Raw genomic sequence first — 22,964 nt, forward strand, 5'->3', positions numbered from 1 at the left:
TATCTGCAGAATGCTTATAAAAATAGAAAAAGCATAGGAGGGAGTTTATTGCAGGCGGTAATTCTTGCATCAGATGAGGGATGGCATATTGAAGAATTGAAAAGATCATTGAGGAGAAAAAATATTAAAGCAGAAAGAGTTCCAATTACAGAACTTGGCGCAGCAGTTGCCTCTGATTTTCAGCTGAAGTCTAGAAACAAAATATTAGATGATTGTGACTATATTTTTGTTAGAGTAATACCCGGTGGCAGTCTGGAACAGATAATTTTAAGAATGGATATTCTAAATAGAATGGCTGCTCTTGGTAAAAAAATAATCAACAAGCCTTCTGTTATTGAGAAAACAGTAGATAAATATTATACTCAATTTATTTTGGCTGATCATGGCCTCCCAACTCCAGAAACATTTGTAACTGAAGATTTTAGGCAGGCCCTGGAATACTGTGAGAAATGGGAGGATGTGATTTTAAAACCAATCTTTGGTTCACTTGGTAAGGGAATAGTACGTTTAAAAGATGAAGATACAGCTTATCGAGTTTTAAGGGCCTGGGATGAAAATAATTTTGTTTTCTATCTGCAGAAATATATTGAGCACGGGCAAAGTGATATCAGGGTTTTCGTTTGTAAGGGCGAGATTATTGCAGCTTCTGAAAGATGTGGGGCCAGCTGGAAAACCAATGTAGCTCGGGGAGCTGTCAGTAAAAAAATTGTGCTGCCTCAAAATATAAAAGATATGGCCTTAAAAACCGCAGAAATTCTTAACTTAGATTATACAGGAATTGATATAGTTTTGGAGAATGGTAGTTATAAGAATGCATATATTATTGAAGTTAATAGCATTCCCGGCTGGTATGGTTTACAGCAGGTAACAGAATTTAATATAGCAGATAAAATTATTGATTTAATGATTTAGACTTAATTTTGGGGGGAGAATATGCCTTTAAGCGATATAGAAATAGCACAGGCAGTTCAGATTTCGTCTTTATTGGAAGCCAGTGCCGCCAAACCTGGCAATGTTTATCCAAATAAAAGTTTTAAGGATTTAAATTATCAGCATTTTTTATATAGTTCAGCTGCTGTTTTTCCAGCATTTCTAAATCTGGAGCAGAAAACAGTTGGGGAAATAATATTAAAAGGGGTCAAAGAAACCCATTCTTTTATTAGAACAAATACTAACCTGGGTATTTTGCTTTTAACCTCCCCGCTGGCAGCAGCTTATGTTAGTTTAAGAAAGAAGAAATTAATAAGTGGGAAAAGCCAAAAAAAACTACTGGAGCTTCTGCAGCAGGAAGTGAATATTATTTTAAAGAATCTCAGTAAAAAAGATGCAGAACTTACCTACAAGGCAATTAATTATTCTAAGGCAGGAAATTTGGATCAGGTTCAAGAAGGAGATATTAAGGATCCAGTAGAACTGACCCTCTATCAAGCAATGGAATTAGCTCAAAATAGAGATCAAATTGCAGCAGAGTATGTTAATGATTTTGAGCTGACCTTTAATTTTGCCTATCCAGTATTCAAAAAGAATCAGAAAAAATTTACCAGAATTGAAGATGCAGTAATTCAGAGTTATCTAGAAATTTTAGCTGAATATCCAGACACTTTAATTGCGAGAAAATGGGGTAATAATTTTGCGGCTGGAATCTCCCAAAAAACTAAAGATTTATTGGAAAAGCTAAAGAATATTGATAATAGTCAGCAGCGAGAAAAAGAAATAAGAAAATTTGATGATTATTTGCGTTCAAAAGATAAAAAAATAAATCCCGGCACAACAGCAGATTTTATAGCAGCAGTTATATTTTTAACAATTTTAATTTCTGGTAAGAAAATTATAAATACTTGGGCGAACTGGGGGGAAATTAAAAATGGATCAATTTAAGCGAGATGTTCAAAAAGAAAAACCTAGATTGGTTGTTGGGCTAAATAGAGTTGGAGTTAAAAATATACAAAAAATTATCAGAATAAAAAATAATAATAAAGAAAATTTATTTTATTCAACAATTGATATTTTTGTAGATTTACTCCCTCAGCAAAAAGGAGCACATATGTCAAGATTTGACGAAACCATTACTCAGATTATAGACGAGACAATTCAGAAAAAGGTAATGGTTATTGAAGATTTTGCCACTTATATGGCTGAAATGGCCAGAAAAAGGCAGCATGCTCATCGGGCAGAGGTGAGGATTAAAGCTAAATATCCTGTTGAAGAGAAAGCACCTGCGTCAGGCAAAAAAACACAGAAAATTAATACTATTATGGGGAGAGCAGTTAGCACGAAAAAGGGAAGCAGACATTTGGTAGGGGTTGAAACAAATGGAATGACAGTCTGTCCCTGTGCTCAACAGATGATAAAAGAATACGCAGAAGAAAAATTAGAAAAAGAAGGTTTTACAAAAGAACAGCTGGAAAAGGTATTCAAATATATTCCAATGCCTTCACATAACCAGCGGGGAACCGGTATTCTGATGATCGGCAGTGATAAGAAAATTAAGGCTGAAAAATTAGTAGAAATTGTAGAAAATTCAATGAGCAGTCGAGTTTTAGATCTTTTAAAAAGGGTAGATGAGTTAGAGATTGTTAAAAATGCACATCTAAATCCCAGATTTGTAGAGGATGTTGTTCGAGAAATGGTGGCCCTGACTCTGAAAGAATTTGATTTTTTAAATGATGATGACTATTTCTTAGCTAAGCAAACAAACTATGAAGGAATTCACAGCTATGAGGTCTATGCTGAACGCAGTGGAACAATTGGTGAAATAAAAAAAGAAATAGAAAAAGCTGAAAATAATTATATAAATGAGGATTATGTTGTCAACTGCAACAATACAAGTTCTGAAGAGTGGTTGGACTCAGATGGAGGCTGTTAAATTGAAACTATTAATCAGTATCAAAAATGTGGAAGAAGCTTTAATTGTAAAAGATAGTCAATTTGATATTTTAGATATTAAAAATCCTGCAGAAGGATCTCTGGGAGCAAACTTTCCTGGAGTTATTAAGGAGATCAAAGAAAAATCTCCAAATAGAGTAATTAGTGCAGCTGGGGGTGATCTGCCTGGACTACCAGGTTTGAGTTCACAGATTACCTTTGGCCTTGCTAATTTAAAGCCTAATTATATAAAATTGGGCTTTTATAATTTTAATGATTTTAAAACAGCTGCAGAAATAATTAATGAGGCAAAAAATGCAATTAAGCTCAGTGGTGCTCCAACTAAGCTGATTGCAGCAGCTTATGGCGATTATAAAGAAATTAATAGTTTCAACCCTTTTTTATTAAACGAACTAGCTTTTAAAACTGAAATTGATGGAATTATGATTGATACAATTAATAAAGAAGGGCGAAACTTATTTGATTTTTTAAAACCAGCTGAACTTAAAGATTTTTGTCAGCAGGCAGAAAGAGCAGATGTTTTTAGCGCACTTGCTGGATCTTTGAAATTTAAAGACATAACAGTTTTAAAAGAAATAAAACCTGATATAGTTGGCTTTAGAGGTGCAGTTTGTGAAAATAATGACCGCAGTTCTATAATTAATCCTGGACTAATTAATCAACTTTATCAGAAGCTGCAAAATTAGTTAGAAAAAAGTAATTATAAAAATTACTAAAAATAGATCTGAGGGTATTAATATGGAAAACTATAATATTATAGGCTGGGATATTGGTGGTGCCAATATTAAGGCAACAAAAATAACTTATAATCAAAGAAAACAAAAGTTGGAATCTATTAAATCAGTCAGCCAATTTTTTCCTATGTGGGATGAAAATCAAAACCCTGAGCCTGTTGTGAAGGAAATATATCAAAAATTTGCAGGTGCAGATTACTTTGCTGTCACTATGACTGCAGAATTAGCAGATAGATTTTCTACAAAAATTGAAGGAATCAATTATATTTTAGATCTGTTTAATAATAATTTTCCCAATAAAAAAATCTTTTTCTGTGATAATCAGGCTCGAATTTTGGAGGCTTCAGAATTAAATAATAAATCTGATAAACTGCTGGAACTTGCTGCTGCTAATTGGGCAGTTTCTGCTGCTTTTACCGCAGAATTTAAAGCTGGTTTTGTTTTGTTTGATTTAGGAAGCAGTACCATTGACTTAATTCCGGTCAGAAATCATAAAATTAAGGCTCGTGGTCGGACTGATGTAGAGAGATTAAGAGAGGGAGAGCTTATTTATTTAGGGCTTTTAAGAAGCAACCTAAGTAATTTAATAAAAAGTGTTCCTTATCAAGGGCAGATGGTAGATGTTATTAATGAGTATTTTGCTTCAACTGCAGATCTTCACCTGCTTTTAGATATCATCTCTCCAGCTGACTATTCTGTTAGTCCTGCTGATAATGGTATTAAAGATAAAAAAGGAGCGGCCGCCAGAATTGCTAGAATGATCAGCCTTGATCTTAATTCTATTTCTGCTGCTCAGCTGCAGCTGATTGTCGATTATATTTACAACCAAGAAATTTCATTGATTTATTCTAAATTGCTGCAGCTTTATTCAAGAGTTTCTCCTGATTATAAAATACCATTGATGATGAATAGGGAAGCCAGCCTTTTTGAAAATGATTTAAAAAAGATAAGTGATTTTAAATTTATAAAATTAAATAACTTAATACCGATAATTGAGGATAATATTTTAACTACTACCGCAGCTGCATTTCTTTTACTGAAAAAATTAGAAAATCTTGACTTAACCAAAATAAAGGAGCTATTTGATGACTGATTTAACAGTGTTAAAAATTGGGGGAAGCTTTATTAATCAGCAGAAACAAGAAGAACTTACAGAGATTATTAGGGCAGTGAAAAAAGCTAAAAATCATAAATTTATAATTGTAACTGGTGGGGGGAAGGCTGCTGATTTGGTCAGGAATTATGACAGCAATTTCCACCTAAAAGCAGACAGCTCGCATTTTGCAGCAGTTGCTGCAATGGAACTTAATTCATTTATGATTTCTGATTACTTTGCTGATTTTTCCTTTTTTTCAACAAATTTTGATTTCAAAAAAAGAATTAATATTTTTTTGCCGCTTGCTTATTATAAGAAATTTGACCCTCTTCCTCATTCCTGGGATGTCAGTTCGGATAGTATTGCTCTTGAGCTGGGACAGAGATTAAAAGCTGACAATTTATTTTTAATTAAACAGAAAATAATAGCTGACAATATAAAGATAAAAGCTAAGACTGCAGTTGAGGTAGGTATTTTAGATAACTATTTTTCGATGCTTTATCAGCAGAATCAGCAGGAGTTGAAAAGCTTAATTATCAAGCCAGAAGCTATCAGAGATTTTAATTTTTTAATTAAAAGCAGTCGTACTGAGCTTATAAAGAAAAATTTTGAGTTAGGAAAAAATAATTTTAATTTACTGTTTTGATTATCAATTTAATTGGCTAATATTGAAATTGAGGTGTAAATATGTCTGACTATAGTAAAATTGATGCCCTATTAATCGGACTTGCTCTTGGAGATGCTCATGGGATGCCTTTTGAAATGCTGAATCGAGCAGATGTTAAAAAACATAAAAAGAATTCTGCCTATGACTTAAATAATAACTTTTTTGTAGAGATTCCAGAATTTCATTTTTTAAAACGTGATTTAAAAAAAGCTGAAGTTACAGATGATACGATTTTGGCTGCTCATCTGGGCAGGTATTTAGTAGAAAATAATGGCGAAATAGATAAGGATGATTATTTTAGCAGTTTGGGCCAATTTATTGATGATCAGAAATTAATAACAAAGGGAGTCATTGGTCCCAGCACAGGTAGAGCAGTGACTAAAATAAGGCGCAATGAAAAATTTACAACTTCAGAAAGAGCAGGGTTTTCAAATGGTTTAGCTCTTAAGTCAGCGGTTTTAGCATATTTCTTACCTTTAGAAGAACAGAAATTTAATTTAGAAAAAATTGAAGAATTAGCATATTACTCGCATTTTACTGATGCTGCTATCTCAGCTGCTGCTGGTGTCTATGCAGCCCTTGCTGAAGCATTAGTAGGCGGAAATTTGGACGATATTTTTGCTTCAGCCCTAGATTATATGGAGCAGGGAGAAAAATATGGACTCAAGACTTTTCAGCCTTCAAGTTATCAGAGAACAAAGTTTTTGCACGAATATATTTCTGATTTAAATAAAACTGAAGCTTTGGATTTTATTGCTGAGGTGATGGGAACAGGTATCAATAGTTATGAATCTGTACCTGCAGCTTTTGCAGTTTTTAAACTATTTCCGGAGAGTGCTGCCGAAGCTTTTGCTGCCGCAGTTGACCTGGGTGGGGATACTGATTCTACAGCAGCACTTACAGGTGCTTTAATTGGAGCCTACAATGGTATAGAAATATTCAATAAGGACTGGATTGAAGAGCTTAATCAGGTAAATTCTCTTTCATTAAAAAAATTAGGCAGATCGCTTTTTGAGTTAAGAAAAAATAAATAGAGAGGTGTTGAAACCATGGAAAAAAAGAAAATTATTAGAACAAATCGAGGGGATTTAGATTACAGCAATAAAACATTGATTATGGGAATTTTAAATTTAACTCCTGATTCTTTTTCAGATGGCGGAAAATATAATGATTTAGATTCTGCACTTAAAAGAGCAGAAGAAATGGAAGCCGCAGGTGCTGATATAATTGATATTGGTGCGGAATCGAGCCGCCCTTATTCAGAAAGAGTATCAGCTGAAGAAGAAAAAGAGAGATTAATTCCAGTTTTAAAAGAAATTTTAAAAATTACTACTGTTCCAATTTCGATTGACAGTTATAAAAGCTCAGTTATGAGAGCAGCACTAGAAGCAGGGGCTTCTATAGTAAATGATATCAGTGGTCTTCGCTTTGATGAAGAAATGGCTGCAGCAGCAGCTGAATTTGATGCTCCTGTAATTATTATGCATATTCAGGGGAGACCAGAAAATATGCAGGATAATCCAAGTTATCAGAATTTAATTTTTGAAATTAAAGAGTATTTATGGGATGGAATACAAATTGCAAAAGAAGCAGGGGTTAAAGATGAAAATATTATTATTGACCCAGGAATTGGTTTTGGAAAAAAACAGGTTCACAATTTGCAGATTTTAAACAGATTGGAAAGTTTTAAAGAACTGGATTATCCTATTTTAATTGGAACTTCTCGCAAATCATTAATTGAATTTGTAAATAAAAATGAGGTTAATGAAAGGCTATTTGGGACAGCAGCTACTGTTTCAACTTCAATTCTTAAAGGTGCTAATATTGTGAGAGTCCATGATGTAGCTGAAATCAAAAAAGTTGCTGTAATGACAGATGCTGTAAAATGGGAGGGCAAACATAGTGGATAGAGATATAATTAAATTAAACGAAATGATTTTTTATGCTTACCATGGAGTATTAGAATCAGAAAAAGAATTAGGACAGCGATTTATCATTAACTTTAAAGCTGAACTTGACTGCAGTCAGGCTGCTGTTAATGATGATTTAAAGCAGACTGTAAGTTATTCTGATATATACTACAAAATTAAAGAGATATTTATAGCTGAAAAATATGATCTTTTAGAAAGTGCAGCTTATAATTTAATTAAGGGATTATTTATGGAATTCCCAAAATTAGAGTTAATCGAAATAGAAATTCAAAAGCCTTCAGTACCAATTGCAGGAGCCTTAGCTAATGCAGCAGTAAAAATGAGTAGAAAAAGAACTGAGGTAATATAAATGGAAACTGTATATTTAGGTCTGGGTTCAAATATTGACCCCAAAGTTGAATATTTAAAAAAGGCAGTTCTAAAATTATCTGATTTGCCTGAAATAAAGATCCAAAAAACCTCTTCTTTATATTTAACAAAAGCTTATGGATATGAAGATCAGGCTGATTTTATTAATGCAGTTATCTGCTTGAAAACAAAATTAAAACCAGAAAAGCTTCTAGAACAAATACTGCAGATAGAAAGTGAACTGGGAAGATTTAGAACTAAAAAATGGGGTCCACGAACCATCGATATTGATATTTTGTTTTATGATAATTTGAAATATCAGAGTCAAGATTTAATAATTCCTCATCCTGAAATAAGAAAAAGAGCCTTTGTCCTGATTCCATTAATTGAAGCTGCAGAAGAAGAACTATTTATTGATGATCTCAGTCTTAATAAATGGCTTGAGAAATTAGATTATAGTTCTGATGAAGTAAAGTTTTATGATAAATTTCCGGAGCTTAATCTAAATAAAAAGTAAATTCTTCTGAAGAAAGCAGGTTTGAATCCTTAAATTCTTTATTTTCAGCTAAATTAGTTAAATTGAGGATTGTTTTTATCGGCTCAGATATTTCTGCCAGGCCAATAAAGGAAGAACTGAGACGTGGATTGATTTCCAGCAGATAAAATCCTTTTTGACTGCAGATAAAATCTATGCCAAAATACCCATTCAAATCTGGATATTTCTTTTTGACTAAATTAACAAGCTCTTTTAACTTATATTGGTTAGGGAAGCTGTAATTAATTATGGAGCCAAAATAAGAAAAATCGTCAGACCTGATCAGCTGTTTATTAATACTTAATATTTTTAAAGTTGATGAATTAGCAGCAATAGATAAGCTGCCCGGAATTCCCGGTATTATTTTTTGGATAATTTGATCTTTATAATTACTAAGCTCTAACTTTAAAAAATCTTTTTTTGATCTAATAATTTCAAGTTCTGATCCAGCACTATACCTGGCTTTGATAACTGCTGGAAAAAAATCATCTCTTAAACTAAGTTTACTATTTTGTATTTGATATGTTTCAGGCATTTTAACAGCAGCGTCTTTAAAATTTTTGTAGAGCAGCCATTTGTCGGCTGCTTTTTTAATGCAGGCTGAACTGCTGCCTAAATTTATAATGTTTTTCGCTTCCATAATTTTAGTTATCCGATAAAGTAAATTATCTGTTTCAGGAGCAATAACTAAAAAACAATCGCTATGACTTAAATCTAAACTAGACAGCTTTTCAAAATAAGAACTATCAGAATAAAGACTATCAGTGTTCTCATCTGAAACAATAAATTCCAGATTATGCTGTTGATGTTCAATTAAATCTGTATTTTCTCGAGCGACAAAAATAGATAGCTGTAGATCTTTAATCCCAGCAAATGATTTAATTAAAGAATTCAGCATATAGCTTCCTTCTTTGTAAAAAGATTCTTTAAAAAAACTATTTCTTTTTCTACTCAAAAAATATTCCAAAAGAAAAATTCTCATAATGTTAGTTCACCACTTTTTTATTATTCAAAAAAATATTATAATATTAGTAGGATATAGCTTTATTAGTTTTAATAGACTAAATTAATCTTATCACAGTTCTTAATTATTAAAAACAGATAATATAAGATTCCCTTAAATCTATTAGCAAAATTTTTTGCTGTAAAATTGACTATAAAAGAAGGTTTTAAAGAAGTATTATTTAATATATAATATATAAAGCCTTATAATTTAGGTGGTTAAAGGAGAGTAATTTATGAAGTTAGATCTTAATTTAAATATTGAACAAAAGCAGGAGTTGGTAATGACAACTCAGCTGCAGATGTCTATTGAAATTCTTCAATATAGTGCTTTAGAACTAAAAGACTATATCGAAGATGAAATGAAAGAAAATCCTTTGCTTGAGATGATGGAATCACAGAGGGACATGAATTATAGGGAATCAAGTTTTAATTCTGTTCAAAAAAAGGATATAGAATACGAAAACTTTGTTGCTTACCAGCCTGATTTTTGCGAACATTTAGAAAATCAGCTTTTTGAAGTTCTCAATGATGAAGAGATTGAACTTGGAAAATTTATTGTAGGTAGTTTAAATGAATCTGGTGAGCTAACTACAGATTTCGAAATGATTGCTGAAATTTTTTCTGACGAAGGTTTTGATAAAGAAGCAGTAGAAGAAGTTTATCAAAGGATTCAAAAACTCGATATTAACTATGACAGCAGTTTTGCATCCTGTAAAGCAGAATATATTGATCCTGATTTAATTATAAAAAAAGAAGATGGGGAATTTTATATTGAAGAAAAAAATACTGCCTATCCTACTGTTACCATCAGTTCTTATTATTATAATTTATTAAAAAACCAGGATGACGCTATGATCAGCGATTATTTAAAGGAAAAATATCAGGCTGCTGTTTGGCTGATTAAAAGTATTGAACAGAGGAAACATACAATTAGAAAAATCACTCAAGCAATTTTGAAAAAGCAGATGGATTTTTTTGAAAATGGTTTAAAAAATCTAAAGGTTTTGACAATGGAAGAAGTTGCAGAAGAAATTGAAATGCACGAATCAACTGTCAGTAGAGCTACAACAGCAAAGTATCTTCAGACTCCTCATGGAGTTTTTAGTCTTAAATTCTTCTTCAACAGCGGTATTGATGGGGTTTCTTCAGTCAGTATTAAAGCAATGCTGAGTGAAGAGATTGAATCTGAAGACAGAGCACATCCACTTAGTGACAACAAATTAGCAGAAATATTTGCTCAGAAATATGGTTTAGATATTTCTAGAAGAACTGTTGCAAAATATAGAAAATCTCTGGGGATTAAAAGTTCAAGGCAGCGGAAAAAGAAATAAATAGTTTTTTACTGAATCATATGATTTTTAGCTTTAATTAAAAAAATATTTTCTTGACAGGATTACTAATCTATGTTAGAGTTATAAAAAACAATAAAACTTATCAAGAGAGGTGGAGGGACTGGCCCTTTGAAGCCCAGCAACCAGCAGTTGATTCTGCCCGGTGCTAATTCCAGCAGGAAGATTTCTGAGAGATAAGGAGCAAAACAGATTACCCACTCCTATATTTACTTAGGAAGTGGGATTTTTTTATTTATTCCCATTTTATTCTTTTTGAGTATTAGAGAAGGAAAAAAAGACTTTAGTATTAATTAAATTAAAATTTGAGCAGCGAAAATTAGAGGAGGAAATTAAATGAAATTTAAATTTGAGACTTTAGCACTACATGCAGGTTATGAGGCAGAGAAGAACAGAAAAGCAGCAGCAGTTCCAATTTATCAAACTACTTCTTATTTATTTGACAGTACAGAACATGCGGCAGATTTATTTGCTTTAAAAGCAGAAGGTGATATTTACACTAGAATTCAAAATCCAAGTAATACAGTTTTAGAAAAGAGAGTAGCAGAACTTGAGGGTGGAGTTGGAGCCTTAGCTGTTTCTTCAGGCCAGGCAGCAGAGGTAATTGCACTATTAACTATCTGTAATAATGGAGATCACATTGTAAGCGGCAGCTCTATTTATGGAGGAACCCATAATTTATTTAAACATCGTTTCAAAAAGTTGGGAATAGATGTTAGTTTTGTCGATTCTGAAAACCCAGAGACTTTTAAAAATGCAATAAATGAGAGAACAAAAGCTCTTTATATTGAGACAATTGGTAATCCATCTCTAGCTGTGCCTGATTTTAAAAGACTGGCAGAAATAGCCCATCAGGCAGGAATCCCTTTAATTGTTGATAACACTTTTGCTTCCCCCTATATTTGTAAGCCCTTTGAATTTGGAGCAGATATAGTTATCCATTCGACAACAAAATATATTTCAGGACATGGTAATTCGATTGGGGGAATTATTGTTGACAGCGGCAATTTTGACTGGGATACTGGCAGATTTCCTGAGTTAATTGAACCAGACCCAAGCTATCATGGAGTCAAATTTCAGGAAGAGTTTGGCAGCGCTGCTTTTATTACAAAGGCCAGAGTTCAGCTTTTAAGAGATTTAGGAAGTTCTCCCAGTCCATTTAACTCGTTTTTAACCATTACGGGTTTAGAAACACTCGCATTAAGGATGAAACAGCATTCCCAAAATGCCCAGGCTGTTGCTGAATTTTTGGAGGCTGATCCGCGGGTGAAATGGGTAAATTATCCGGGCTTAAAAAGTCATAAATCACATCAAAATGCAAAAAAATATCTTAATAATGGTTATGGAGGTATGATTGCTTTTGGTGTTGAAGGAGGCAAAAAGGTAGCTGAGAAATTCATTAATCAGCTGGAACTAATTTTACATCTGGCTAATGTTGGAGATACTAAATCTTTAGCTATTCATCCAGCAAGTACAACTCATCAGCAGCTGAGTGAAGAAGACTTAATTAAGACAGGAATTTCACCTGAATTGATCAGGCTTTCAATTGGAATTGAAAATGTTGATGATATTATAAAAGACTTAGATCAGGCATTAAGTGCTGCCCAGGCATAGAATGGAGTGATAGAAATGCCAATTAAAATTCAAAATGATTTACCAGCAGTTGAAACACTGGAAAATGAAAATATATTTGTAATGAAAGAATCTAGAGCAACTCACCAGGATATAAGATCTTTAAAAATCCTAATTTTAAATTTAATGCCTACTAAAATTAAGACTGAAACACAAATTTTGCGTTTGATTTCGAATACCCCTTTACAGGTAGATGTTGATCTGATGCATCCGGCAACTCATAATTCGAAAAATACAGCAGAGGAGCATCTGATCAAGTTTTATAATACTTTTGACGAGATTAAAACTAATAAATATGATGGTATGATAATTACCGGAGCTCCCGTTGAGACTTTAGAATTTGAAGAAGTCGACTACTGGGAGGAGCTGCAGGAGATTATGGATTGGAGTCTGCACAATGTTTACTCTACCTTCCATATTTGCTGGGGGAGTCAGGCAGCCTTATATCATCACTATGGTATAAAAAAATATCCACTATCTGAAAAAATGTTCGGTATTTTTGACCATTATAAAAACAAAAAACATGTAAAATTAATGAGGGGGTTTGATGATGTTTTTTATGTCCCTCATTCCAGGCATACTGAAATAAGGAAAGAAGATATAGAAAAGGTTGAAGAAGTAAATATTTTATCAGAGTCAAAAGAAGCGGGTATATATTTATTAGAGAGTAGAAATGGCAGACAAATATTTGCAACCGGCCATTCAGAATATGATCGCGAAAGTTTGGCAGACGAATATTTTAGAGATTTGGCAAAAGGGATGGATATTAAAGTTCCTAAAAATTATTTTAGAGATGATGATCCAAATCAAGAAATATTAATGCGCTGGCACAGCCATGCTAATCTACTGTTTTTCAACTGGCTTAACTATTATGTTTATCAGGAGACTCCCTATGATTTAAACAAATTAAAATAGATTACAGATCTTTATCTTGACAAATATTTTAATTCTCTTCCTAAATAATGTATAATAACAATGAAGATTATGAATTTTCAAATAAAAAATTAAAATCTTTGGCAGCATTATTAAGGGGGAAGATATTATGAAATTTCGAAAATTAGGCAAAACAGGTTTTAAAGTTTCTGAGGTTTCTTTTGGGGGCTGGGCAATTGGTGGTTCCTGGGGAGATGTTGATGACGAGCAGTCAATGGCAGCTTTGAGAGAAGCGGTAAATCAGGGAATTAACTTTTTTGATACTGCTGATGTTTATGGTGATGGCCGTAGTGAACGATTAATGGCTAAATTAAGAAAAGAAACTGATCAAAAAATATATATCGCCACTAAAGCAGGAAGAAGACTTGATCCTCATATAGCTGAAGGCTATAATAAAGAAAATCTAAATAAATTTGTGGACCGCAGCCTTCAGAATCTAGATGTAGATACCATTGATTTACTGCAGCTGCACTGTCCTCCAACAGAAGTATATCACCAGGAAGAAGTATTTGAAGCTTTAGAGGAAATGGTTAAAGTAGGAAAAATTAAAAACTATGGTGTCAGTGTAGAGAAAGTAGAAGAAGCTATGAAGGCTCTGGAATATGACAATTTAGCTTCTGTACAGATTATATATAATATGTTCAGGCACAAACCAGGTGATAAATTTTTAGCAGCTGCCAAAGAGAAAAATGTTGGTGTTATCTGTAGAGTACCACTTGCAAGTGGGTTATTAACAGGTAAGTTCTCCCAGGATTCAACTTTTGCCGAAGATGATCACCGTAACTTTAACCGTCATGGTGAAGCTTTTGATAAAGGAGAAACTTTTTCTGGAGTAGATTTCGAACTGGGATTAAAAGCAGTGGAAGAACTGGAAAAAATAAAACCTGAAGGTTTAACAATGGCTCAATTTGCTCTGAAGTGGATTTTGATGAATGATGCAGTAAGCTGTGTAATTCCAGGAGGTAAAAAACCATGGCAGGTAAGAGATAATGCAGCAGCTTCTGCAGCTGATAATCTTTCTGATGAGGTAATGGGAAGAGTAGATGAAATTTATGATGAATACATCAGAGAAAGTGTCCATCATCTCTGGTAAAATATAGTAATTAATAAGTCGAAAGCTGTAAAAAGTACCTAAACTACAATTTCTGAAAAAGTCTTGACAAGAGATTTAAAAGATGTATAATGTTAATAGCATAATAATTATAAGTAAATCACTAATAATAAGTATGATAATAATAAGTTTATAAGAAAGGGTGATTTAATAATGTTGAATTCATTATTCAGATTTATTAAAAATGCTGGTGCTGAAGGTAGAAGAATTGAGAGCAATCTTCAATCTGTTAAAGAAAAGCAGATTAGAAATAATTCTTTTACAAACCTCGGCTAGTATTAAAAATGTTGGATTTTAAAAGACAATAACTGATTTATAAAAATAAGCCAATCATAATTATAACTAAAATAACTTTATAAGAAAGGATGATTGTATATGTTTAACAGCATGTTCAGATTCATGAAAGAGGCTAAACTTGAATCTTCAGAGAATCAAGAAAAGCTAAATGCATTTAAAAACTTAGGTAACTACTAATATAAATTTTGATAATTAAGCCATCCTTTGGGGTGGCTTTTTTTACTTTTTATTAATTTTTGTCATTTACCTCTCCATATATTATAATAATAGGTAGAAATGAAAATAAATAGGAGGTATATTGATGAGTACACATATTGGAGCTAAAAAAGGAGAAATTGCTGAAACAATTTTACTGCCGGGTGATCCGTTAAGAGCTAAATTCATCGCTGAAAATTATTTAGATGATGTAAAACAATATAATGATGTTAGAGGAATGTACGGGTTTACCGGAACTTATAAAGGGAAAAGAGTTTCAACTCAAGGTACAGGTATGGGAATGCCCTCTTTATCAATTTATGTTAATGAATTAATTAGAGATTATGGAGTTAAAAATTTAATTAGAGTTGGTTCCTGTGGTTCTTTTAATGAAGAAGCTAAAGTTAGAGATGTAATTTTGGTTAAAGCGGCCTGCAGTAATTCTAATCTTAATAAGATGCGTTTTAATGGTAAAGATTTTGCACCAGCTTCCAGTTTTAAACTACTTTCTAAAGCTTATCAGGTAGCTCAGGAGCAGGGAACTGAGGTTAAAGTAGGTACAATTTTAAGTTCAGATGCTTTTTACAATGATGATAAAGAGGCCTGGAAAAAGTGGAGAGAATATGGAGTTTTAGGAGTGGAAATGGAATCTGCTGAATTATTAACCTTAGCAGCCAAATATGGTGTTGATGCTTTAAGTATTTTAACAGTTAGTGATTCTTTAGTAACAGGTAAAGAAACAACTTCAGAAGAAAGAGAAAAAACATTTACAGATATGATGGAAATTGCTCTAGAATTAGCAGAGTAGTTTTTATTTAAATATTTTAATTATTAGCTGTCAGTTCTTTCTTAGGACTGGCAGTTTTTTTAATTTTAATGATATTTTAAGCAATAAATGTTATAATATTATCAGAATCAATTTTAACTAAAATGAACTATATTATAAATTGTAAAAAGCTTAGCTGAATACTATAGTTTCTGATGTAATAATTATTAAAAGTATCAAAAATCGAAAATATAGAGAATGGAGGTTAACAATGAGAAAAGAAGAGCAGGTTTCATTTTATTCTCATTTTGTGGGTTTTATTCTGGCTTTAATTGGTTTAGTTTTATTAATATTTCGGGCTTTAGAAAGTCCTGATAAAATAATTGTAGCTGCAGTGTATGGTGCTTCAGTAGCATTTTTGTTTTTGTCCAGTTCATTATATCATGCTTTTAAAAAAGAAGATGACGAAACTTCAATCTGGCGTAAACTAGACCATTTTGCAATTTTTGTAATGATTGCTGGCTCCTATACTCCTGTGGCTTATCTGTATTTGGAAGGCTGGCTGAAGTGGACAATTATTGCAGTTCAGTGGGGATTAGTATTAGGAGGATTTTTCCTAAAGTTTATGTATTTTAAAACCCCGAGAATTTTATATACCATAATTTATCTTTTAATGGGTTGGGTTGGTATTTTTGCTTTTCACCAATTGTTTATGACCATGCCAACTTCGAACCTGATTTTGATGTTTGCAGGAGGCTTGTCTTTTACTGCAGGAGCAGTATTTTATATTATAAAAAAGCCAAAAATCACACCAAATTTTGGTTTTCATGAAATTTTTCATTTCTTTATCCTGGCAGGAGGAATACTCCATTATATTATGGTATTTATTGCTTTAGGATAAAAAATTACTAGGAGGATATTGATGGAATTACAAAATGAATTGATTGAAATTATCTCTTTAAGTGGAGATGTCAAGAGAAAATTTTTAAAAGCTGTTAAACATGCAAAAAATGATGAAGCTGAGAAGGCAGAAGAAATTTATCAAGAAGCAGATGATCAATTGATAACTGCTCATCTTAAGCAGACAGATTTAATAAAAAAAGAAGCTAATGGAGAAAAAGTAGAAAGCAGTTTAATGTTGACACATGCGCAGGATCATTTGATGACAGCTATTTTGCTTAGAGACATGGCAAAAGAATTTATGGACTTATATGATAGACTTGAAAATTAATAAATTTTTATAAAGGCAGTTCTTTTGGAGCTGTCTTTTAAATTTACATAAAGAGGAGCTGATAATTTGGGTTATTTATGGACGACAATTAAAGTTAAAGATCTAGAAGAATCAATTGAATTCTACCGAGATATTGTTGGTTTGGAGATTCAGAGACGTTTTGAGGCTGGCCCGGAGACAGAAATCGCTTTTTTAGCAGCTGCAGATGGCCAAACAGCTGTTGAACTGATTGATGACCGAAACCAGGCTGAAATAGATCTTGGATCAGATATATCTCTGGGATTTGAAGTGGATTCTGTGGAGGCAACAATTAAATTCATGCAGGAAAAGAACATAACAATTCAAAATGGGCCGATTTCTCCAAATCCCAATATTGAATTTTTCTTTGTCTTAGATCCAAATGGACTCAGAATTCAATTTGTAGAAAATAAATAGTTTTTAAAATTTCTGCTGGCATCTGCCAGCAGTTTTTATTTATTATGATTAATTTGCTAAAGCTTATGAAACTGATCAAATTAAGCTAAAAATTTATTTAATTTATTTTAATTATTGCTAGTAGAGATAAATTTTGTTATAATCAGTTCTAAATTAGAATTTAGCAGTCTAGGAGGAGAAATTATGGAACTAAATGTAACACAAGCTTTTAGTATCGTTTTATTAATTTTGGCAGTTGGTGAGTTGGTATCAATGAAAACTAAAGCAATGATACCCTCGGTCTTTGTTTCAGCAGTATTATTTATAATTGGTTTTTGGACTATTTTACCAGGGGATGTTGTAGCTCAAAGTTCTTTTGCTAAACCTGTTGTTTATCTATCTATGTATCTATTACTAACTCATATGGGAACATTAATGAGCTTAAAAGAGCTTTTAGCACAGTGGAAAACAGTTGTTATTGCTCTTGGGGGGATAATAGGTATCATTATTTTGACTCTAACAATTGGTAATCTTCTATTTGGTTGGGAAAATGTAGTTGCGGCAACTCCACCTCTAACTGGAGGAGTAGTAGCTTCGATTTTAATGTCAACTGCAGCAGCAGAAAGAGGATTAACTTCAATAGCAGTTCTTGCTACAGCAATGTATGTAATTCAGGGCTTTTTCGGTTATCCAATAACTTCTTTTTTACTTAAAAAAGAAGCTAATCGCCTTGCTGATAAAGTAAGGAATGGAGATATCAAGATAAATAAATCTGAAGAAAATGAAGTTAAAAAAGAAGAGAGCAGATTTAGAATAATACCTCCACTTCCCGAAAAATATCAGACAACATATGTAATTTTATTCAAGCTGGGAATTGTGGCGGCTTTATCTGTAGCAGCAGCACCTATTTTACATTTAAATCAATTTGTAGTCTGTATGCTGTTTGGAGTTATTGGCAGGGAGATTGGATTTTTAGAGGAGAAAGCACTTGTTAAATCAGGATCTTTCGGTTTTTTAATTACAGTTTTAATGGCCTTCATTTTTGCTGGACTTTCTGATGCAACACCAGAAATGTTAACAGAAATTGCAGTTCCTTTATTTGGAATAATCATTCTTGGTCTCTTCGGTATGGCAGTTGTTTCTGCATTAATCGGAAAAGCTTTTGGTTATACCAAAGAAATGTCAATTTCTATAGCTATGACAGCTCTTTATGGTTTTCCACCCAATTATATATTAACTATTGAGTCAGCTAGAGCCAGCACTAAAAATGATGAAGAATATCAATATGCTGTAGATGAGATGCTGCCTAAGATGTTAGTTGGTGGATTTACTACAGTAACTATTGCTTCAGTTATTATAGCAGGTTTCTTTGTCAAGCTGCTTTAATTTAATTACTTTAATTTTAAAATTAATTCTAAGATAGTTGATGTTAAATACATATATTTATATATAAGAGAGGAGATAGTAGATAAAATGTTAACAAAAGTAGAGAGAATAAAAAATGATATAGAGAATTTAAGTCAATTTAATGCAACACCAGGTCAGGGATTAACACGTTTTTCTTTGACTGAAGAAGATCGAGGAGCCAGGAATTACTTGAAATCTGAACTGCAGAAGCTGAATGTAGAAATTTATGAAGATGCTGCAGGTAGCCTGGTTGCTAGAAGAGAAGGTACAGATAAAGATGCACCTGTTGTAATGATTGGTTCACACTTTGATTCTGTTAAAAATGGTGGAAACTTTGATGGACCTGCTGGAGTAATTATGGCTCTGGAAATTTTAAGAGTTATGGACGAAAATGATGTCAAAACCAAAAACCCGATCGAATTTGTAGCGATGATTGAAGAAGAAGGGGGGCGCTTTGGTGGAGGCGTTTTTGGCAGTCGAGCCATGACAGGTCAGGTAGATTATCAGGAACTTTTAGATTTTAAAGATGAAGCTGGAATTTCAATGGCCGAGGCCTTTGAAGAATTTGGTTTTGATCCGAAAAAAATTGAAGAAGCCAGGAGAGAGCCAGAAGAACTTAAGGCTTTTATTGAACTCCATATTGAACAGGGACCTGTTTTAGAAAATGAAGAAAAGGATGTTGGGATAGTTGATTTTATTGTAGGGATTAATCAGATTAGAGTTAAAGTAAAAGGTCGGGCAGACCATGCAGGTACAACCCCAATGGATATGCGAAAAGATGCACTGTCTTCAGCAGCTGAGGTAATTTCGGAAATTAAAAACTTTGCCTTAGAAGCTGGCTCAGGTACAGTTGCAACTGTCGGAAGCCTTGACCTTAAGCCGGGAGCAGCTAATATTGTTCCAGCAGAAGTAGAATTTTCGGTTGATATAAGATCTAAAGAATTAGACTGTATTAAAGAAGTAAGAAAGAAAATAGACCAGGCTTTAGCACACATTCAGTCAGAATATGCTGTAGATTATTCAGTTAAAGAGATGTTAATGGTTGAGCCGGTTGAATTGTCAGCAGAAATATTTAATACATTTAAAGAAGAATCTAAAAAGTTAGATTTAAATGCTAAAGAAATGATAAGCGGTGCTGGCCATGATGCAATGATTATGGCTGCCATAACAGATGTTGGTTTGATTTTTGTTCCAAGTAAAGATGGCCGAAGCCATACCCCAGAAGAATGGACAGATTACGAAGATTTACAAAAAGGGATTGAACTAGTTTATCATACGGTCTTAAAAGTTGGTGAAGCTGAGTGAGCAATGTAAAAGAATTAGCAGAGAAATATTTTGATTATAATGTATCTATGAGAAGAGAATTTCATCAGCATCCAGAACCGAGTATGAAGGAAGAAAGAACCTGCAGTCGAGTTATTGAAGAACTTAAAAAACTGGGTTTAAAACCAAAAAAAGCTGCAGGGACCGGTGTTGTCTGTGAAATTAAAGGAACTAAGAAAGTTGGAAATCTTAAAACAGCTGCCTTAAGAGCGGATATGGATGCTTTAGAACTTGAAGAAAAAAATGAGGTAGAATATAAATCAAAAAATGAAGGTTTAATGCATGGGTGTGGGCATGATGGTCATACAGCAAGTCTTTTGACAGCAGCCAAAATATTATATGATCTAAAAGCTGAATTTGCTGGCACAGTAAAATTGATTTTTCAGCCCGGTGAAGAGATAGCAGTTGGAGCTAAAACAATGGTTAAAGAAGGAGTAATGGAAGATGTGGATGCGATATTTGGGATTCATATCTGGAATGATTTAGAAAGCGGAAAAATTTCTGTGGAAGCTGGCCCCCGGATGGCAGCTGTAAATCAATTTATTATTAATGTTCATGGAAAAGGTGGCCACGGTTCAATGCCACACCAGGGGGTTGACCCTATAATGGCAGGAGCTGCTGTTGTTATGAATTTACAGACTATTGTCAGTAGAGAGTTTGATCCAATGGAACCTGCTGTTTTAAGTGTAGATATTTTTAATTCTGGCGCAAAAGGTAATGTTTTACCGGATAGCTCCTATTTAGAGGGAACAACTAGATGTTTCAGCAGAGAGATTAATCAAAACTTTGAAGATATCATAAGACGGGTTGCTCAAGAAACTGCTGCCAGTTATCGGGCTGGAGCGGAATTAGAGTATAATAAAATGACTCTTCCCTTGATTAATGATCAGGAAATTTCAAAAATTGCTCAAAAAGCTGCAGCAGAAGTTGCAGGCAGTGATTCAATGGTTAACTTAGATAAAACAACCGGTGGAGAAGATTTTTCTTTCTTTGCTGCAGAAGTTCCGGCATCTTTCGCCTTTGTTGGTTCTAGAAATGAAGCTAAGGGTGCAGATGCTCCCCATCATCATCCGGAGTTTAATATAGATGAAAATGCATTAAGAACAGCTTCCGGGTTATACGCCCAGTTTGCTCTGGAGTTTTTAAATAAAGGGGAGGTTGAGTAATAATGAATTTTAAAGATGTACTGGTAAAACAGGAAGAATACGTCAGAAATTTACGAAGAGAGTTTCATATGTACCCTGAAACAAGCTGGAATGAGAAAAGAACATCTAAAAGAATAAAAGACGAGCTAGAAAAAATTGGAATCAGCTATCAAGAATATGCAGACACAGGAGTAGCTGCTGTTATTGAAGGTTCAAGTACTGGTAAAACAGTTGCACTGCGTGCTGATATGGATGCTCTGGAAGTAGAAGAAAAAACAGATTTAGAATTCAAATCAAAAAATAAAGGTATTATGCATGCCTGTGGTCATGATGGTCATACAGCAATGCTTTTAGGTACTGCAAGAGCTCTCTATCAAATTAAAGACCAGTTAGCAGGTAGAGTTAAATTAATATTTCAACCTGCTGAAGAAATGGTACAGGGAGCAGCTAAAATGGTGGAAGAAGGAGTTTTAGAAGACGTTGATGCAATTATGGGAATTCATCTCTGGGCTGATCTACCAACTGGTAAAATAAATGTTGAAGCTGGTCCCCGCATGGCTTCAGGAGATTATGTGATAGTTGAGTTTACAGGTAAGGGAGGACATGGTTCAATGCCTCATCAGGCTGTTGATCCAATAGTTATGGCATCTTCATTTATCTTAGATTCACAGGCTATTATAAGCCGAGAGATTGATTCTTTAGACCCTGTTGTTCTAACATTTGGCAAAATAAAATCAGGGAGCAGATTTAATGTCATTCCTGATAAAGCAGAAATTGTAGGAACTTTAAGGTGTTTTAGTGAAAAGACAAGAGTTCAAGCCTCTAAAGCAATTAAACGCTATGCAGAAAAAACTGCTAAAGCATATAGAGGAGAAGCAAAAGTTACTATTAAAAAGGGTACTCCTCCTACAATAAATGATCAAAAAACTGCAGAAATAGCCCAATCTGCTGCAAAAAAGACAGCAGCTGCAGAAGATATAATAGTTATGGATAAAGTAACAGGTAGTGAAGATATGGCATATTATTTAAGAGAAGTTCCTGGAGTAATTGCTTTTGTTGGTGCTGGATTTGAAAATGAAGATAAGAACTATCCTCATCACAATTCAAAATTTAAGATCAATGAAGATAGTTTAAAAATTGGTACAGCCCTTTATTTTAACTTTGTTATCGAATTTTTAGAACACAATTAAAATTGTAATAATATATGATCATTATAAGCCCTACTTACTTGATGCTGATTTTCAGCAATCAATGAAGTAGGGCTTTTTTTAACAATTCATATAAAAATTTAATTTTCCCTTGACAAAAAAATAACGTTATGTAATAATATTAATTGATAACAATTATCAATACTAATAATAAAAAAATTACAATAGGAGGAAAAAATTATGTCATTAGTAGGAAAAGAAGTATCACCATTTAAAGCAGAGGCTTATCAAGACGGAAAGTTCTTAGAGGTTACACACGAGGATTTTAAGGATCAGTGGAGTGTTGTAGTATTTTATCCAGCAGATTTTACCTTTGTCTGCCCAACTGAATTAGAAGACCTTCAGAGTGAATATGATAACTTAAAAGAATTGGGAGTAGAAGTTTATTCAGTCTCTACAGATACTCATTTTACTCACAAAGCCTGGCATGATAATTCTGAAACAATAGGAAAAATCGAGTTTATAATGGTTGGAGATCCTTCACATACACTTTCTAAAAACTTTAATGTATTAATTGAAGAAGAAGGTGTAGCTGATCGTGGTACATTTATTATTGATCCAGATGGGGTTGTTCAGGGAGTAGAAATTAATGCTGGTAACTTAGGTAGAGATTCCAGTGCAATTGTTAAAAAAATTAAAGCTGCTCAGTATGTAAGGAATCATCCTGATGAAGTTTGCCCTGCCAAGTGGAAAGAAGGAAGCAAAACACTTAAGCCAGGACTTGATCTAGTAGGTAAAATTTAAGGAGCAG

At 33.3% G+C, this 22,964-nt stretch carries 25 protein-coding genes and 1 riboswitch; of the genes, 24 read left to right on the forward strand and 1 reads right to left on the reverse strand.

Annotated features, from left to right (window positions below):
- Window positions 1-48 precede the first annotated feature (48 nt).
- From ACZ446_RS04970 to folK, 10 genes are read left to right on the forward strand one after another with little or no spacing between them, the layout of a single operon-like run.
- Window positions 49-912, forward strand: coding sequence for an ATP-grasp domain-containing protein (locus ACZ446_RS04970; protein WP_464394014.1), 864 nt, complete (start codon window positions 49-51; stop codon window positions 910-912).
- Window positions 913-933: 21 nt separating this feature from the next.
- On the forward strand, window positions 934-1,878 hold the full coding sequence (locus tag ACZ446_RS04975) for a triphosphoribosyl-dephospho-CoA synthase (RefSeq protein WP_464394015.1): 945 nt from the start codon (window positions 934-936) through the stop codon (window positions 1,876-1,878).
- On the forward strand, window positions 1,865-2,866 hold the full coding sequence (mptA, locus tag ACZ446_RS04980) for a GTP cyclohydrolase MptA (protein ID WP_464394016.1): 1,002 nt from the start codon (window positions 1,865-1,867) through the stop codon (window positions 2,864-2,866). The genes ACZ446_RS04975 and mptA overlap by 14 nt, the downstream gene beginning before the upstream one ends.
- A 1-nt stretch (window position 2,867) precedes the next feature.
- Window positions 2,868-3,572, forward strand: coding sequence for a (5-formylfuran-3-yl)methyl phosphate synthase (locus tag ACZ446_RS04985; protein ID WP_464394017.1), 705 nt, complete (start codon window positions 2,868-2,870; stop codon window positions 3,570-3,572).
- A 52-nt stretch (window positions 3,573-3,624) separates the two neighbouring features.
- Window positions 3,625-4,713, forward strand: a complete 1,089-nt coding sequence (locus tag ACZ446_RS04990) for a hydantoinase/oxoprolinase family protein (protein ID WP_464394018.1) — start codon at window positions 3,625-3,627, stop codon at window positions 4,711-4,713.
- The gene (locus tag ACZ446_RS04995) at window positions 4,706-5,362 is read left to right on the forward strand and encodes an amino acid kinase family protein (protein WP_464394019.1); all 657 of its coding nucleotides are present in this window, start codon (window positions 4,706-4,708) and stop codon (window positions 5,360-5,362) included. The genes ACZ446_RS04990 and ACZ446_RS04995 overlap by 8 nt, the downstream gene beginning before the upstream one ends.
- A 41-nt stretch (window positions 5,363-5,403) precedes the next feature.
- The gene (locus ACZ446_RS05000) at window positions 5,404-6,417 is read left to right on the forward strand and encodes an ADP-ribosylglycohydrolase family protein (protein ID WP_464394020.1); all 1,014 of its coding nucleotides are present in this window, start codon (window positions 5,404-5,406) and stop codon (window positions 6,415-6,417) included.
- Between the two features lie 15 nt (window positions 6,418-6,432).
- Window positions 6,433-7,293: a dihydropteroate synthase gene (folP, locus tag ACZ446_RS05005; protein WP_464394021.1), complete on the forward strand. Its 861-nt coding sequence runs from the start codon at window positions 6,433-6,435 to the stop codon at window positions 7,291-7,293.
- Entirely contained in the window at window positions 7,286-7,663 is a 378-nt protein-coding gene (gene folB / locus ACZ446_RS05010) for a dihydroneopterin aldolase (protein ID WP_464394022.1), read from the forward strand. Before folP ends, folB begins: the two co-directional genes overlap by 8 nt.
- Window positions 7,664-8,179: a 2-amino-4-hydroxy-6-hydroxymethyldihydropteridine diphosphokinase gene (gene folK, locus ACZ446_RS05015; RefSeq protein ID WP_464394023.1), complete on the forward strand. Its 516-nt coding sequence runs from the start codon at window positions 7,664-7,666 to the stop codon at window positions 8,177-8,179. It abuts the gene before it with no gap.
- On the opposite strand, the gene ACZ446_RS05020 is transcribed toward folK, so the two are convergent.
- Complete coding sequence (locus ACZ446_RS05020) at window positions 8,160-9,164, reverse strand: ATP-grasp domain-containing protein (protein WP_464394024.1); 1,005 nt, start codon at window positions 9,162-9,164, stop codon at window positions 8,160-8,162. The genes folK and ACZ446_RS05020 overlap by 20 nt on opposite strands.
- 271 nt (window positions 9,165-9,435) lie before the next feature.
- Between ACZ446_RS05020 and ACZ446_RS05025 the strand changes: the two genes are divergently transcribed.
- The 14 genes from ACZ446_RS05025 to ahpC all read left to right on the forward strand — a co-directional run bounded on the left by ACZ446_RS05025 (window position 9,436) and on the right by ahpC (window position 22,957).
- The gene (locus tag ACZ446_RS05025; protein WP_464394025.1) at window positions 9,436-10,533 is read left to right on the forward strand and encodes an RNA polymerase factor sigma-54; all 1,098 of its coding nucleotides are present in this window, start codon (window positions 9,436-9,438) and stop codon (window positions 10,531-10,533) included.
- 97 nt (window positions 10,534-10,630) lie between these two features.
- Window positions 10,631-10,734, forward strand: a riboswitch (SAM riboswitch).
- 153 nt (window positions 10,735-10,887) lie between these two features.
- Window positions 10,888-12,165, forward strand: a complete 1,278-nt coding sequence (locus tag ACZ446_RS05030; RefSeq protein ID WP_464394026.1) for an O-acetylhomoserine aminocarboxypropyltransferase/cysteine synthase family protein — start codon at window positions 10,888-10,890, stop codon at window positions 12,163-12,165.
- Window positions 12,166-12,180: 15 nt separating this feature from the next.
- The gene (gene metA, locus ACZ446_RS05035) at window positions 12,181-13,098 is read left to right on the forward strand and encodes a homoserine O-acetyltransferase MetA (RefSeq protein ID WP_464394027.1); all 918 of its coding nucleotides are present in this window, start codon (window positions 12,181-12,183) and stop codon (window positions 13,096-13,098) included.
- A gap of 127 nt (window positions 13,099-13,225) precedes the next feature.
- Window positions 13,226-14,209: an aldo/keto reductase gene (locus ACZ446_RS05040; RefSeq protein WP_464394028.1), complete on the forward strand. Its 984-nt coding sequence runs from the start codon at window positions 13,226-13,228 to the stop codon at window positions 14,207-14,209.
- A gap of 171 nt (window positions 14,210-14,380) precedes the next feature.
- Window positions 14,381-14,503, forward strand: coding sequence for a hypothetical protein (locus tag ACZ446_RS05045; protein WP_464394029.1), 123 nt, complete (start codon window positions 14,381-14,383; stop codon window positions 14,501-14,503).
- Window positions 14,504-14,825: 322 nt separating this feature from the next.
- Window positions 14,826-15,527: a purine-nucleoside phosphorylase gene (deoD, locus tag ACZ446_RS05050; RefSeq protein WP_464394030.1), complete on the forward strand. Its 702-nt coding sequence runs from the start codon at window positions 14,826-14,828 to the stop codon at window positions 15,525-15,527.
- A 229-nt stretch (window positions 15,528-15,756) separates the two neighbouring features.
- Window positions 15,757-16,386, forward strand: coding sequence for a PAQR family membrane homeostasis protein TrhA (gene trhA / locus ACZ446_RS05055; RefSeq protein ID WP_464394031.1), 630 nt, complete (start codon window positions 15,757-15,759; stop codon window positions 16,384-16,386).
- 21 nt (window positions 16,387-16,407) lie between these two features.
- Window positions 16,408-16,716, forward strand: a complete 309-nt coding sequence (locus ACZ446_RS05060; RefSeq protein ID WP_464394032.1) for a PTS lactose/cellobiose transporter subunit IIA — start codon at window positions 16,408-16,410, stop codon at window positions 16,714-16,716.
- A gap of 66 nt (window positions 16,717-16,782) precedes the next feature.
- Window positions 16,783-17,151, forward strand: coding sequence for a VOC family protein (locus ACZ446_RS05065; protein ID WP_464394033.1), 369 nt, complete (start codon window positions 16,783-16,785; stop codon window positions 17,149-17,151).
- Between the two features lie 183 nt (window positions 17,152-17,334).
- Window positions 17,335-18,516 carry a hypothetical protein gene (locus ACZ446_RS05070; RefSeq protein WP_464394034.1) on the forward strand — a complete coding sequence of 394 codons (1,182 nt, stop codon included), beginning with the start codon at window positions 17,335-17,337 and terminating at the stop codon, window positions 18,514-18,516.
- 87 nt (window positions 18,517-18,603) lie between these two features.
- Complete coding sequence (locus ACZ446_RS05075) at window positions 18,604-19,842, forward strand: M20 family metallo-hydrolase (protein ID WP_464394035.1); 1,239 nt, start codon at window positions 18,604-18,606, stop codon at window positions 19,840-19,842.
- Window positions 19,839-21,026: a M20 family metallopeptidase gene (locus tag ACZ446_RS05080; RefSeq protein ID WP_464394036.1), complete on the forward strand. Its 1,188-nt coding sequence runs from the start codon at window positions 19,839-19,841 to the stop codon at window positions 21,024-21,026. Before ACZ446_RS05075 ends, ACZ446_RS05080 begins: the two co-directional genes overlap by 4 nt.
- 2 nt (window positions 21,027-21,028) lie before the next feature.
- Window positions 21,029-22,195 (forward strand): M20 family metallopeptidase, encoded by a 1,167-nt coding sequence (locus ACZ446_RS05085; protein ID WP_464394037.1) that lies wholly within the window; start codon window positions 21,029-21,031, stop codon window positions 22,193-22,195.
- A 198-nt stretch (window positions 22,196-22,393) separates the two neighbouring features.
- On the forward strand, window positions 22,394-22,957 hold the full coding sequence (gene ahpC, locus ACZ446_RS05090) for an alkyl hydroperoxide reductase subunit C (RefSeq protein WP_464394038.1): 564 nt from the start codon (window positions 22,394-22,396) through the stop codon (window positions 22,955-22,957).
- The last annotated feature ends 7 nt before the right edge of the window (window positions 22,958-22,964 follow it).

This window comes from Halanaerobium sehlinense (assembly GCF_055379485.1).